10 protein-coding genes and 1 pseudogene are annotated in these 13932 nt (G+C 64.4%); 3 read left to right on the top strand and 8 right to left on the bottom strand.

The window, feature by feature from the left end; all coding sequences use genetic code 11:
- Nucleotides 1-37 precede the first annotated feature (37 nt).
- The 7 genes from ASF16_RS19730 to cysC are packed head-to-tail and all read right to left on the bottom strand — an operon-like array spanning nucleotide 38 to nucleotide 4679.
- A complete protein-coding gene (locus ASF16_RS19730) occupies nucleotides 38-574 on the bottom strand; it encodes a phage tail protein (protein WP_056171352.1) in 537 nt (178 codons plus the stop codon).
- A gap of 14 nt (nucleotides 575-588) precedes the next feature.
- Nucleotides 589-1116 carry a phage tail protein gene (locus ASF16_RS19725; RefSeq protein ID WP_056171351.1) on the bottom strand — a complete coding sequence of 176 codons (528 nt, stop codon included), beginning with the start codon at nucleotides 1114-1116 and terminating at the stop codon, nucleotides 589-591.
- An 18-nt stretch (nucleotides 1117-1134) separates the two neighbouring features.
- Nucleotides 1135-1653: a phage tail protein gene (locus ASF16_RS19720; protein ID WP_056171349.1), complete on the bottom strand. Its 519-nt coding sequence runs from the start codon at nucleotides 1651-1653 to the stop codon at nucleotides 1135-1137.
- A 4-nt stretch (nucleotides 1654-1657) separates the two neighbouring features.
- Nucleotides 1658-2215 (bottom strand): N-acetyltransferase, encoded by a 558-nt coding sequence (locus ASF16_RS19715; RefSeq protein WP_056171347.1) that lies wholly within the window; start codon nucleotides 2213-2215, stop codon nucleotides 1658-1660.
- Nucleotides 2205-3344, bottom strand: a complete 1140-nt coding sequence (locus tag ASF16_RS19710; RefSeq protein WP_156372142.1) for a sulfotransferase family protein — start codon at nucleotides 3342-3344, stop codon at nucleotides 2205-2207. The genes ASF16_RS19715 and ASF16_RS19710 overlap by 11 nt, the downstream gene beginning before the upstream one ends.
- 22 nt (nucleotides 3345-3366) lie before the next feature.
- The gene (locus tag ASF16_RS19705; RefSeq protein WP_235507445.1) at nucleotides 3367-4005 is read right to left on the bottom strand and encodes an aspartyl/asparaginyl beta-hydroxylase domain-containing protein; all 639 of its coding nucleotides are present in this window, start codon (nucleotides 4003-4005) and stop codon (nucleotides 3367-3369) included.
- Nucleotides 4002-4679 carry an adenylyl-sulfate kinase gene (cysC, locus tag ASF16_RS19700; protein ID WP_082517048.1) on the bottom strand — a complete coding sequence of 226 codons (678 nt, stop codon included), beginning with the start codon at nucleotides 4677-4679 and terminating at the stop codon, nucleotides 4002-4004. The genes ASF16_RS19705 and cysC overlap by 4 nt, the downstream gene beginning before the upstream one ends.
- A gap of 322 nt (nucleotides 4680-5001) precedes the next feature.
- On the opposite strand from cysC, the gene uvrA reads away from it, so the two are divergent.
- Nucleotides 5002-7983: an excinuclease ABC subunit UvrA gene (uvrA, locus tag ASF16_RS19695; RefSeq protein ID WP_200926947.1), complete on the top strand. Its 2982-nt coding sequence runs from the start codon at nucleotides 5002-5004 to the stop codon at nucleotides 7981-7983.
- A 208-nt stretch (nucleotides 7984-8191) separates the two neighbouring features.
- Nucleotides 8192-8973 (top strand): annotated as a pseudogene (locus ASF16_RS25620) (DUF6402 family protein).
- 981 nt (nucleotides 8974-9954) lie between these two features.
- On the opposite strand, the gene ASF16_RS19690 reads toward ASF16_RS25620, so the two are convergent.
- On the bottom strand, nucleotides 9955-12003 hold the full coding sequence (locus tag ASF16_RS19690) for a sigma-54-dependent Fis family transcriptional regulator (RefSeq protein ID WP_056171341.1): 2049 nt from the start codon (nucleotides 12001-12003) through the stop codon (nucleotides 9955-9957).
- A gap of 307 nt (nucleotides 12004-12310) precedes the next feature.
- Between ASF16_RS19690 and ASF16_RS19685 the strand changes: the two genes are divergently transcribed.
- The gene (locus ASF16_RS19685; protein WP_056171339.1) at nucleotides 12311-13834 is read left to right on the top strand and encodes an aldehyde dehydrogenase family protein; all 1524 of its coding nucleotides are present in this window, start codon (nucleotides 12311-12313) and stop codon (nucleotides 13832-13834) included.
- The last annotated feature ends 98 nt before the right edge of the window (nucleotides 13835-13932 follow it).

Genomic DNA, 13932 nt, shown 5'->3' with positions numbered 1-13932 from the left:
GCACAGGGCGTACTGGTACTGTGTACGGGAGGCCGCGTCAGTTGCGGGCGGGGAAATCGCCCCGCAGCGCGATGCAATATCTCAGCACCAGGAAGGGCTGTCGATTCTCATGGGGCTGCGTCCCGCCGTTGACAGCGATACTGTTGGAGGACATGGGCGTGGAGGGCGCTGCACCCGTTTGCATGTACTGGATGACACCAGTGCCTCCGCGCACATCGCGGCTCAGGTAAGCGTCGCCTTTGGGCGCCGGCTCAGTGCCTGGATTGTTCATGCCTGTGATGAGATGGTTGTGCAAAGGCATCTCGGTCGGCATCAGCGTGACGCTGTCAGTCCCTGGCATTTCACCCAGCACCCACGTGCTGAGGCCTGGGCCCTGGCCGGGCGCGACCACCACGCGGCTTTGCAGATTGGGCAGAGCAAACGTGGTTTTGCCATCTCCGCCATAAGTCGCCCCCAAAATCGAGAACAGGGCCGTATTGCTCATGATGGTCATGACTTGACCATTGCAATAGGCCCAATCCTTGGGCGGGAAGCTGTAAGGGAATGCCCTGATCTCTCCGATGAACTGTTCCATACGGTCTTTCTAGTTCAATTGCGGCTTGGGAAAATGCCCACATAGGCAATGATGTAGTTCATGGCCATGGTGGGCATGATGTTGGCGTGCGCCTGGTTGCCGCCAGCGGCCGATACGGTACTTGCCGTCATGGTTTCCGGCAGTGGACCGCTGGAGGGCAGGGGCCCGTAGAGGTTGTCCGCGCCGGTCTGTGCGAGCAGCATGCCTTCCGGTTTTGCGCTGGTGGCGGTCGCGGCAGTGGCATTGAGCGTGTGAGTGTGCTGCGGCAGCTGTGCCGTGGACAACGTGACGCTCTCGCTGCCGTACACCTGCGACAGCACCCGCGGGGTCAGGCCGGGTCCCGTACCCTGGCCCACCGGCACGCGGCCACGCAGGTCCGGCAGCGCAAAGGTGTTCTGCCCGTCGCCTCCGTAGGCCGTGCCGATGAGCGTGAACAGTGTGTCGTACTCGCTGATGTTGAGCACGGCACCGTTGCACAGCAGCCAGCCGCGGGGCGCGTAGTTTCCGGCAAAAAGACGGATATCTCCGACATAGGAATCCATGATCGGTCTCTCGATGAGTTAGTTGCGGGAAGGGAAAATCCCTGAGATGGCGATACAGTAGTTCATCACCAGCGAGGGCTGACAGTTGTCATGCGGTTGGCTTGCGCCTTGCGCGCTCACCGAGTCGGGCGCAAGGGCCTGCAAAGGACTTGCAGCATCCGCGTAGAGGTTGACAGGGTTGCCGCCTGCCACTGCGCAGGCCACGGCGGCGTCAGCGAAGGTGGCGGAGTTGCCATTGCCCGTGCTGGCCATCAAGTTGTGGCCGTGTTGAGGCATCTGGCCCGACATCAGCGTGACTGACTCCTGTCCCCCCACCGTGCCGGGCGGCTCGTCTGGCGTGGCATGCCGGATCGAGCGTCCGCGCAGATCCGGCAGCTGGAAAGTGGTGCTGCCGTTGCCCCCGTACGTGATGCCCAGCAAGGAAAACAAGGCCTGGTTGCTGTTGATGGCGAGCGTCTGCCCCTGGCACAGCATCCAGCCCTTGGGGGGCCAGGCATAGGGCAGCAGGCGTATCTCGCCGAGGTAAGGGTTTGCCATTGTTTCAGCCTTTCGTGGTGGGGAAGATTGACAGGGGGCCCGCGCTCGCTGGTCTGTCCGCAGAAGACATGCCGGGGTGCCAAGCCATGCGCCATTGAACCGGGTGCGTTTCCACGGTCTCGAAACCCAGCGCCAGGTACAGGCGCAGCGCCCGTTGGTTTTGAGGGTCCACAGCCAACGTGACCGATTGACGACGATCCCTGTGTGCCTGGGCTTGAACTTGCCGGACCATGGCCGCGCCATACCCTCGCCCGTGCAGAGGCGGCACCACCGCGACGTCGACGATGTGGAGGGCGGTGCCGTCGTCGTGGACGATCATCTGGGCGACAGGCGTCTCGTCGGCCAGTGCGATGAGCGTCTGGGCGGAAGGGAAGCGGCGGCGGTAGTCGGCCTGCCGAAAGGCGTATTGCTGTGCAAGCATCGCATCCAGGGCTGCGGTGGGCAGGCCCAGCGCATGAAGGTGCGTGCAGTTCGCGGCGAAGAGCGCGAACAGAAAGGCAGCATCGTCCGGATGGCTCAGGCGGGTGCGCACGGGCGCCTCGCTGTCGATGTCACAAGGCATGTGCCACCTCCCGCTGCGGCGCGCGCTGCTCTGGCTGCGGCACCAGCGACCGGTGCAATCCAGACAGCCGCTGCCGAATGCTCAGGCTCTCGTCCGCACTGAAGACCGCCGCCTTGCGGGCACGGTCAGGCGCAAAGCGGGTGCCCGGTAACTTGGCGTTGCTCTGCATCCGCTGCTCCATCCGCGACCAGTCCTCTGCACCGCATCGCAGGCCGAACAGGGAAGCCACCTGCCGGATGGTCTGGCCGTCCAACTGCGCGTAGTCGATGCGGGCCAGAGCGGGCGACCCTTCGAGGGCCCCCATGGCCTGCATCATCCCTTCGAGCACGCCTATGCGATGCTCCAGCACCGAGGCTGCTTTGGACGTAGAGAACACCCGGTCAACCCAGGCCAGCGAGGGGTCGCCCGACATGTGCCGACCCGCCAGCGCGTGGTGGGATGCCAGGATCTCCACAGGGTCTCGCACCAGCGCGACTGCCGGGACGGCGGGGTACAGGCCACGCAGCAGATCCCACTGAAAGATGTCCCATGCATTCCATTTGACGACCATGCGGCGGCCGGGGAACAGACCCGCTTTCAGGTCGATCAGGCACTGGAGATGCGCCCGCCTGTCCTGCGGACTGAGTGCGGGGTCCACCAGCACCTCGGTGAGCACGGGAGACTCTGAAAACACCACCGCGTCATCCAGTTCCGACAGGCAGCCCGACAGCAGCGTGGAGCCGCACCGCGACAGGTGAAAAATGAAACCCGCGGGCAGCGCCCTGGGCACCCGCCCGTCACAGGCCGCCAACGCGCGCAGAGACGACTGGGGCGTGACGAGCTGGTCCAGCGCGCTGCGTTGCCAGCAACGGCTCAGGTACTCGTCGTGAAAAGGTTCGGTGGGCGGGCCGTCGGGCAGGCACCAGTGCAGGCGTCCGCTGCGCGCGTGGTAACGGTGCGGCAGCCAGAGCCCTGCCATCTGGGCCACCACTTCGTCGGGAAGAGCCTCGCGGTTGAGCGTATCGAGGGCCTGCACAAGCCATGCGTCGGTTTGTTCGGCCACGCCCCAGAGCGCACGCAGCGCGTCCAGCAGGCCAGCCACCGAGTGCGCCTGGCGGCACAACGCCAGCTCTGCCTGTGAGCAGAGCAAGGCGTGATAAGCCGGCCGTAGTTCATGCACAGAGCGCGCCCTCCTGAATGCGCTCCAACAGCCACGGTGTGACCACGCAGTCCATCACCAGGTGGGTGCGCGTGGCCCGGCTGTTGTTGACGACCTCGTGCTCTTCATCGGCATTGAAGTACCAGATCTCGCCTTCGTGCATGGGCATTTCGTGGCCCGCGACGATGAAGTGCACGTCAGGGTTCGTCCACACGGGGACGTGCAGGCGGGCCTCGCCGCAGCCCAGGTGAAGGCCGTGGTCCCGGTGGGGCCGGATGCTGGCGCCCGCATGCAGCCGCATCAGCCGCACGGACTTGAGCGGGCACCGGATGGTGCCCAGCAGCTGTCGAATGGCGGTGCACGGCTGCAGCGCTGGCAGATCGTCCCAAAGGTCGGTCGCAGAGGCCAAGGAAAATCCCTGCAGGATCGGGTGCGCGTCGACGTGCTGCTTTTGGCAGCGCAGCGGCATCACATCCCACCCACCGTCGTAGTCACCGCGGTTGACATGGGGCAACCAGGCGCGCGCCATCAGCTGTGACACCTCCGCCCGCACCGTGGCGAGCGGCACCGGAATATCCAGGCGCGAAAACAGCGGCCCACGCACCATGGGCTCGTCGGTGGGAAGGCTCGCAACATCCCGCGGCATGGTCATGGCAGAGGTACCCGGTCAGCGTTCCGCGGCACAGGCTCCAACCCGCTTGGCGCTGAAAAGTGGTGGGCCGGACGGGCCTCCAGAAGCTCCAGCATGCGGGCCACACACGCCGGGATCGACAGCAGGTCGGTGCGCAGCACCAAGTTTGGCGCGGTAGGGGCCTCGTAGGGCGAATCGATGCCGGTCAGGTGGGACAGCTGGCCGCTGCGCGCCTTCTGATACAGGCCTTTGGTATCACGTTGCTCTGCCACGGCCAGGGGCACATCCACAAAGATTTCGAGAAAATCACCATCGGCAAACAGCTCGCGTGCAGCCTGGCGCTCGGCGCGGAACGGGGATATGAAAGCCACCAGCACCACCACGCCAGCGTCGACGAAGAGGCGCGCCACCTCGGCCACCCTGCGCATGTTTTCCACGCGGTCCGCATCTGAAAACCCCAGGTCCTTGCACAGGCCGCGCCGGATGTTGTCGCCATCGAGGACGTAAGTGCGCTTCCCCGTTCGGTGCAGTTCCACGTCCAGCGCATTGGCCAGAGTGGATTTGCCAGCCCCTGACAGCCCCGTGAACCAGATCACGCGCCCGCCATGCCCGGCCAACCGCTCGCGATCTTCACGCTGGACGGTGAAGGACTGAGGTGCTACTGCGGACTGACTGCAAAAATCTTGGAGGGGCATGAAAGCTGGACAGGTATTGCGGGGCTTGCAAACAAGGGTGCAGGCGGGTTTTGTGCGTGAATATGTGCGAATCCACTTGCACGCACAAGAAAAAAATGACAGGTGTTACTTTTCTCGTCCGGCCCATGCACCGATGGATCGCGTTGATACACGCGTCGATGCGGTGGAGGCTACGTCCTTCTCAATCTCAAGACTCCCCCGCGCAGGTAGGAGTGCCGTGACCTATCATGGTCGGTTTTCCTGCACCAGGCCCCTCCCCGTGACCGACCACACCGCCCCGTCACCCGCCACACCTGATGACGGCACGTACCTCGCCCGCGCCCTGCGCGAGCAGCGCATCAGCATCCGCGGCGCGCGCACGCACAACCTCAAGAACATCGACCTGGACATCCCGCGCAACCAGCTGGTGGTGATCACGGGGCTGTCGGGGTCGGGCAAGTCGAGCCTGGCGTTCGACACGCTGTACGCCGAGGGGCAGCGCCGCTATGTGGAAAGTTTGTCGGCCTATGCCCGGCAGTTCCTGGGGCGGCTGGACAAGCCCGATGTGGACCTGATCGAGGGCCTCTCGCCTGCCATCAGCATCGAGCAGAAGGCCACCAGCCACAACCCGCGCTCCACCGTGGGCACGGTGACCGAGATCCACGACTACCTGCGGCTGCTCTACGCCCGCGCCGGCACGCCCTACTGCCCCGACCACGGCCTGCCGCTGGCCGCGCAGACCGTGAGCCAGATGGTGGATGCCGTACTGGCCCTGCCGGAAGACACCAAGCTCATGCTGCTCGCGCCCGTGGCGCGCGAGAAGAAAGGCGAGTTCACCGAGCTGTTCGCGCAGATGCAGGCGCTGGGCTACGTGCGCTTTCGGGTGGACGGCCAGATCTACGAACACGAGAACCTGCCCGCGCTCAAGAAAACCGAGAAGCACAACATCGACGTGGTGATCGACCGCATCAAGGTGCGGGCCGACCTGCAGCAGCGCCTGGCCGAGAGCATCGAGTCGGTGCTGCGCGTGGGCGGGCACGAGGGCAACGGCCGCGTGCTGGCGCTGGAGATGGACACGGGGCAGGAGCACCTGTTCAGCAGCAAGTTCGCCTGCCCCGTCTGCAGCTACTCGCTGCCGGAGCTGGAGCCGCGCCTGTTCTCGTTCAACTCGCCCATGGGCGCGTGCCCCGCGTGCGACGGCATCGGCCAGCGCGATGTGTTTGACCCGGCGCGCGTGGTGGCCTTTCCCACGCTGAGCCTGGCCAGCGGTGCCATCAAGGGCTGGGACCGGCGCAACGGCTACTACTTTGCGATGCTCGAGAGCCTGGCCAAGCACTACGCGTTCAACATCGAGGCACCGTTCGAGTCGCTGCCCGCACCGGTGCAGCAGGCCATCCTGCACGGCTCAGGCGACGAAGAAATCGCCTTCAGCTACATCATGGACAGCGGGGCCTCCAAGGGCAAGGTGTATGCCAAGAAGCACCCGTTCGAGGGCATCATCCCCAACATGGCGCGGCGCTACCGCGAGACCGATTCGGTGGTGGTGCGCGAGGACCTGGCGCGCTTTCGCAGCACCCAGCCCTGCCCCGAATGCCACGGCACCCGCCTGCGCCGCGAAGCCCGCCACGTGCGGCTGGGCGAGGGCGAGCAGGCCCGTGCCATCTTTGAAGTGAGCCACGCCACGCTGAACACCGCCCATGCCTGGTTCAACGACCTGAGGCTCACCGGCGCCAAGGCCGAGATCGCCGACAAGGTGGTGCGCGAGATCGCCACGCGCCTGCAGTTCCTGAACGACGTGGGCCTGAGCTACCTGAGCCTGGACCGCAGCGCCGAGACCCTCTCCGGCGGCGAGGCGCAGCGCATCCGCCTCGCGTCCCAGATCGGCTCGGGCCTCACGGGCGTGATGTACGTGCTGGACGAACCCAGCATCGGCCTGCACCAGCGCGACAACGACCGCCTGATCGCCACGCTCAAACACCTGCGCGACATCGGAAACAGCGTGATCGTGGTCGAGCACGACGAAGACATGATGCGCGCCGCCGACCATGTGATCGACATGGGCCCCGGTGCGGGCGTGCACGGTGGGCGCGTGATGGCACAGGGCACGTACGACGAAGTGCGTGGCAACACGCAGTCGCTCACCGGCCAGTACCTGTCGGGCGCGCGCTCGATTGCCGTGCCCCCGCGCCGCACGCCCTGGCTGCCGGTGCTCGAGCAGGCTGCACCGGTGGTGGAGGCCAAGGCCAAATCGCGCTTTCCGCAGACCGAAGCCAGCAAGCGCCGCGCCGAACGCATGGCCGAGCACCACGCGCGCCAGGGCGCCCTGCAGGCGCTGCGCGTGGCAGGCGCCACGGGCAACAACTTGAAGAACGTGACGGTGGACTTTCCGGTGGGGCTGCTCACCTGCGTGACGGGCGTGTCGGGCTCGGGCAAGAGCACGCTGGTCAACGACACGCTGTACGCCGCCGTGGCCCGCCAGCTGTACCGCGCGCACGAAGAGCCCGCCGCGCACGACGAGATCGTGGGCATCGAGTACTTCGATAAGGTCATCAACGTCGACCAGAGCCCCATCGGCCGCACGCCGCGCAGCAACCCGGCCACCTACACCGGCCTGTTCACCCCCATCCGCGAGCTGATGGCCGAGGTCAACACCGCCAAGGAGCGTGGCTACGGCCCCGGGCGTTTCAGCTTCAACGTGGCCGGCGGCCGCTGCGAGGCCTGCCAGGGCGACGGCGTAGTGAAGGTGGAGATGCACTTTCTGCCCGACGTGTACGTGCCCTGCGACATCTGCCACGGCCAGCGCTACAACCGCGAGACGCTGGAAGTGCTGTGGAAAGGCAAGAACATCGCGCAGATCCTGGAGCTGACGGTGGAAGACGCCGCCGCCTTCTTCAAGGACGTGCCGACCATTGCCCGCAAGCTGCAGACGCTGCTGGATGTGGGCCTGTCGTACATCCGCCTGGGCCAGGCGGCCACCACGCTGTCAGGCGGCGAGGCGCAGCGGGTGAAGCTGGCGCAGGAGCTTTCCAAGCGCGACACGGGCCGCACGCTCTACATCCTGGACGAGCCCACCACCGGCCTGCATTTTGCGGACATCGACCTGCTGCTCAAGGTGCTGCACCAGCTGCGCGATGCGGGCAACACCATCGTCATCATCGAGCACAACCTCGACGTCATCAAGACCGCCGACTGGCTCATCGACATGGGCCCCGAGGGCGGGGCGGGCGGCGGCACCGTGGTGGGCGTGGGCACGCCGGAGGACCTGGCGGCCAACCAGAATAGTCACACGGGCAAATATCTGCGGCCATATTTAATTTCGTTTTGACCTCGAAATTACGCCGAGTAACAACAAACACCTTTGGAAACGGAATTATTCTGCAAATGCTTTAACAATCGCTCCCCATATTGTTTATTACACTGGGAATGTTTTCGTGAGTGAAATTGTTAAAACAGATGTGGCCAAACTGCGAACACAACTAGAGCAAAGATTGCCTTCTGTGCCACTCTTTGAACTCAGTGATATCCCGGACGTTATGCGCTCGCGAATGGGCTGGCCAGTGGCGGCAGCAATGATGGACCGCTGGTTCAGAAGTTCAAAGTTCGAAATGAGTCTGGAGATGAAACGAAGTACGGAACCTCCCTATCTGTTGCACCAACTGCATGAAGAGAGGCTAGACGAAAAGCTGATTAAGATGAAATGGGCGCTTGGATTTGCAAGGGTGCAAACCGCTTTGCGTAATTTACAAACTAATTGGTCGAGTAAGGCCGGTTTAGAGTTGCTTCATGGGCGAATTAGTAGGCAGGGTTTTGGAAAATCACAATCTTGCTGGCGCTTTGGGAATCTTAGTCGGTCAAAGAAATCGACAATATTTGCCAGGTTAATAAAGAGCCGATAGGGGCACTTAGTGATCCTATGGATGACTTTTATGCCGCAATGGGACAATCTACGCTGAAGGTAGCGGTCTCAGGCATTGTCACATCTGATAGTAGTACAAAATTTTCCATTGAAATAGATGAGCTCGGATTTTATCTAAAAGATGCATATGATTTTAATGATGATTTATTCCTGTCTCAGCCACTTGGTTTTTGGGGTTTTAAAGGCGTAGAACGGACTCCTCGGTTTACTCTAGATGTTTTTACGACGCCGAGATTTGTCAATTCTACGGATATTGAGGAAGTGCGAGGGCGTACCTACTTGGTCCATAACAAGCACTTCAGGTTATGGCGCGAACAGCATGGTCGGGGAGGGGATTTTGTGGTGGTTTCTGACTTGCATAGGGTACGCTTGCCCCAAACCATAAAATATTCATGGTGACTATTTTTTAATTTAAAAATATTAAACTAAGGATTGTTTGAGATATTTAAAAAAACAAAAAGTTTTTTGGATCTTTTTTGCGACCTTTGCAATTTTGATGGGTTGTTACTTTGCGCGGTCGCAATTTCAATCGGTCCATTATAGTCCTCATCGAGTTTATGAGTTGGAATTTCATCGCCCATCACTATGGCAGCGTATGGTTCATATTAACTTCCGGGATCCGGCCTTTGTTCGGCTTTACCGGGTTGAGCCAAAATCTTTGTTGGGTGAGAGCCCAGTGGTGGATCTCGAAGGGGGCGCAGAGATTATGTGGCTTATCGACGAGCCGCACGCTTTAGGCAAGGTATGGGCAGGTCAGGATGCCGTTTTTCACAACATCCCTCCTGAGTGCAACTCCACATCCACAATGCCGACTTGTCCAAAGGGTGAGTAACTAGGGAGTGGTTATTTATCTGCCATTAACGATTGGCCTGTCCTATACATGAACCCATCATTGACCAGAAGACCGGTAACCCCACCACCCTGGTTCAGCGCAGTGTGCAATACAGTGCCCACGTTCGAACTACGGCAGAGACACCATAGAAGTCGCGAATCTCAAACAGAAGCTGTAGAGGTAAAAAGGCATTGATCTAGCGGCGAGTCAGCGCCCGCTGCGGGATCTCTGCGCGGCTGCCCAGTTGCTGGACGCGGCAGGCGATGTCCTGAGCAGGCAGGCAGGGTGGCCCAGGCGCTCAGTTGAGCAGACGAACCGAAAAGTCGGTACTCGGCCGGATGGTGCACGGAGCGACAACACGGTGGTTCAGAATGCCGAGTTGTAGGCCCATCGTTGGATAAGCCCTAACCAGCTATCAAAACAGTAGCTATTTGCAAGCGCATCCGAGTACGCCCCGGCCCGCCGCACCACGCGCCCGCTGGCGGTCGCCGCGCTACCGCGCTTGCAGGTCTCCGGTGCCGCTTCTTCCGCAAGCCCCGCTGCCCCACTCACCCCGGCGTTTTCTTGAGCTTGCGGTACAGCGTCTGGCGGCTGATGCCCAAGCGGCGCGCGGCCTCGGACATGTTGCCGCGGGTGGACTGCAGCGCCTGGTCGATGGCGGTGTGGGACAGCTGCCGCAGGTTGAGTGGCGCGGGCGGGGGGCCGTCGTCGTCTGCGGTGGCCGGGCCGGTGGGCCAGGCCGTGGGCCCGCTGCCTGCGTGTGCGTGTTCCTCTTTCTGTTCCTGCGCCGCCAGCGCCTGCGCCAGGTCGTCCGGCAGATGGTCCCAGCGCAGCGTGTCTTCGCCGTCGTCGAGCATGGCGCAGGCGGTGCGCAGCACGCTGGCGTACTGGCGCAGGTTGCCGGGCCAGGGGTAGCGCGCCAGGCGGGCCAGCAGGTCGGGGGCCAGCTGCAGGCTGCGCGGCCGGCCGGGGCAGGGGCTGGGTCCTGTGGTCGGTGTGGCCAGCGAGCTCAGCAGCTGCTGCGTCAGCGCCAGGAAGTCGGTGCGCTCGCGCAGCGCGGGCAGCTGCACCGTCAGGCCGTTGATGCGGTAGTACAGGTCTTGCCGAAAGCGCCCTTGTTCGGCGGCCTGCATCAGCTGGCTGTGCGTGGCGCTCACCAGCGCAAAGTCCACCGTGTACGACTTGCCGGCGCCCACCGGCGTCACGCTGCGCTCCTGCAGCACGCGCAGCAGGCGGGTTTGCATGGCCAGGGGCATGTCGCCGATTTCATCGAGGAACAGCGTGCCGCCGTGGGCCTCGCGCAGCCGGCCCGCGCTGCCCTCCTTGCGCGCGCCGGTGAAGGCGCCGCCCACATAGCCGAACAGCTCGGCCTCGATGAGGTTCTCGGGGATGGCGCCGCAGTTGATGGCCACGAAAGGGCCGTCCCGCCGCGGCCCGCTGGCGTGCAGCGCGCGGGCGAACACTTCCTTGCCCACGCCCGACTCGCCCTGGATCAGCACCGGGATCGGCTTGCCCACCACGCGGCGGGCCTTGTCGGCGGCGCTGCGCCAGCGCGCATCGCCCGTGTCCAGCTGCGCGAGGGCATCCACGGCCTGTGCCGGTGCTGCGGCCTCGGGGGCTGCGACTGCGCCGCGGGCCGACGCCAGCGCGGTGCCCGGCCACGCCGCGGGGTCCATCTGCACCTGCGCGAACAGCAGGGCACCGCCGGGCAGGCGCACGGCCTGCGGCTGCTGCGGGCGGCGCTGGTGGTGCGACAGCAGGTCATCCAGCCGCACATCCACCACGCGCTCGAGCTCGGTGGCGCCCACATCGCTGGCGCTCAGGCCCAGCTGGGCCAGGGCTGCGCGGTTGGCGCCCACGATCCAGCCGTCGCCCGACACGGCCACGATGCCTTCGGCCACACTGCCGATGCCCTCGGGGTCGCGGTGCAGGTGCAGGCGGATGTTGCGCTTGCAGGCGGCGGCCAGCAGGCGGTTTTCGATCATGCGGGCCGCGGTGCTGACCAGGCCCAGCGTGTGCGCGTGCCCCTGGCGGTAGTCGCCCGAGATGTCGAGAATGCCCAGCAGCTCGCCGGTGGCCGACAGGATGGGCGAGGCCGCGCAGGTGAGAAAGCTGTTGCGCTCCAGAAAGTGCTCGCCGCCGTGCACCTCCACGGCCGTGCACTCGGCCAGCGCGGTGCCGATGGCGTTGGTGCCCCGGTGCGCTTCGTGCCACGACGCGCCGCTCGTCAGCGCCACGCGCTCGGCCTTGCCCACGAAACCCGGGTCGCCCAGCGTGTGCATCAGCATGCCGCGCCGGTCGGCCAGCACCACCACGCTCTGGCTGTGGCGCACCTGCTCGAAGAGGTATTCCATCACCGGCCGTGAATGCGCCAGCAGCTCGGGGTTGCTGGCCAGCGCATGGCGCAGCGTGCCGCTGCTCGCGTGCTCCACGCCCGGTGCCCGGCCCGTGGGCGCGAGGCCAGCGGCCATGCTGCGGCTCCACGAGCGGGCCAGGCGCTCGTCCAGCAGGCCGCTGGGGCACTGGCCGAACTCCAGCAGGTGCTGGCGGGCCTGTCGCAATGCGACAAGGGGCGGGGTGGTGGCGGAAGAACGCACGCGCTGGTCTCCTGTGCAGGCGTCTGGTGCACCCGCTGCGGCCAGTATGGCGCCCCCACCGGGCCGGGGCAAGGGCGCGGGCCTGCCGCGCGGTGCGGGTGTTCCATTTCGTGACAGGTGTGGCGTTGCGGAACACGGCGGGCGGGCACGGTGTGACGGTCCGGACAGTGCTCCGACAGAAAAATCTCCATGAAATCAACGGCCCGCCGCGTGCCAGGCGCTGGCATGCGTCTTGAGTAGGGGAGTGCATCGGAGCGGCCCGCACGGCCGGCCGATGCCACACACAACATCCCTGGAGACAACGCACATGACCGTTTACGCAGCCCCCGGCGCCGCCGGCGCCAAGATCGCCTACCAACCCCGGTACGACAACTTCATCGGCGGCCAGTTCGTGGCCCCGGTCAAGGGCCAGTACTTCGACGTGATCTCGCCGGTGAACGGCAAGGTCTACACCCAGGCCGCGCGCTCCACCGCCGAAGACATCGAGCTGGCGCTGGACGCCGCCCACGCCGCTGCCGATGCCTGGGGCAAGACGGACGCGGCCACGCGCAGCAACATCCTGCTGAAAATCGCCGACCGCATCGAGCAGAACCTGGAGCTGCTGGCCTATGCCGAAACCGTGGACAACGGCAAGGCCATCCGCGAGACGCTGAACGCCGACATCCCGCTCACCGTGGACCACTTCCGCTACTTCGCGGGCTGCGTGCGCGCGCAGGAAGGGGCCTTGAGCAACATCGACGAGAACACCGTGGCGTACCACATCCAGGAGCCGCTGGGCGTGGTGGGCCAGATCATCCCGTGGAACTTCCCCATCCTGATGGCCGCGTGGAAGCTGGCCCCCGCGATTGGTGCGGGCAACTGCGTGGTGCTCAAGCCCGCGGAGTCCACGCCGATTTCCATTTTGATCCTGGCCGGGCTGATCGCCGACCTGCTGCCGCCGGGCGTGCTCAACATCGTCAACGGCTACGGGCGCGAGGCGGGCATGCCGCTGGCCACCAGCAAGCGCATCGCCAAGATCGCGTTCACCGGCTCCACCAGCACCGGCCGCGTGATCGCGCAGGCCGCTGCCAACAACCTCATCCCCGCCACGCTGGAGCTGGGCGGCAAGAGCCCCAATGTGTTCTTCGCCGACATCATGGACAAGGACGACGCCTTCCTGGACAAGGCCATCGAAGGCCTGGTGCTGTTCGCGTTCAACCAGGGCGAGGTCTGCACCTGCCCATCGCGTGCGCTGATCCAGGAAAGCATCTACGACAAGTTCATGGAGCGTGTGCTCAAACGCGTGGCGGCCATCCAGCACGCCAACCCGCTCGACACCGACAGCATGATGGGTGCGCAGGCCAGCAAGGAGCAGCTCACCAAGATCCTGTCGTACCTGGACCTGGGCAAGCAGGAAGGCGCCGAGGTGCTGGCCGGTGGCGGCCAGGCCCACCTGGGCGGCGACCTGGAAGGCGGTTACTACGTGCAGCCCACGCTGTTCAAGGGCCACAACAAGATGCGCATCTTCCAGGAGGAAATCTTCGGCCCCGTGCTGGCCGTGACCACCTTCAAGGACGAGGCCGAAGCCCTGGCGATCGCCAACGACACGCTCTACGGCCTGGGCGCCGGCGTGTGGAGCCGCAACGGCAACGTGGCTTACCGCATGGGCCGCGCGATCAAGGCCGGGCGCGTGTGGACCAACTGCTACCACGCGTACCCGGCGCACGCGGCGTTCGGCGGCTACAAGGAGTCGGGCATCGGGCGCGAGACGCACAAGATGATGCTGGACCACTATCAGCAAACCAAGAACCTGCTGGTCAGCTACTCGGAAAACAAGCTCGGCTTTTTCTGAGGGGGGTGGCGGTCCAAAAACCGTCCCTGGCGTCGTTGCTTCGTCTCGAATCATCGCGCCGTGTGCATCTGCGGTCTCGGGCGGCCTGCGGCGTTGCA

It is taken from the genome of Acidovorax sp. Leaf78 (assembly GCF_001422735.1).
Classification (GTDB): domain Bacteria; phylum Pseudomonadota; class Gammaproteobacteria; order Burkholderiales; family Burkholderiaceae_C; genus Acidovorax.
The sequence above is the reverse complement of the archived record's forward strand: the minus strand, read 5'-3'. Positions and strand labels throughout refer to the sequence as shown.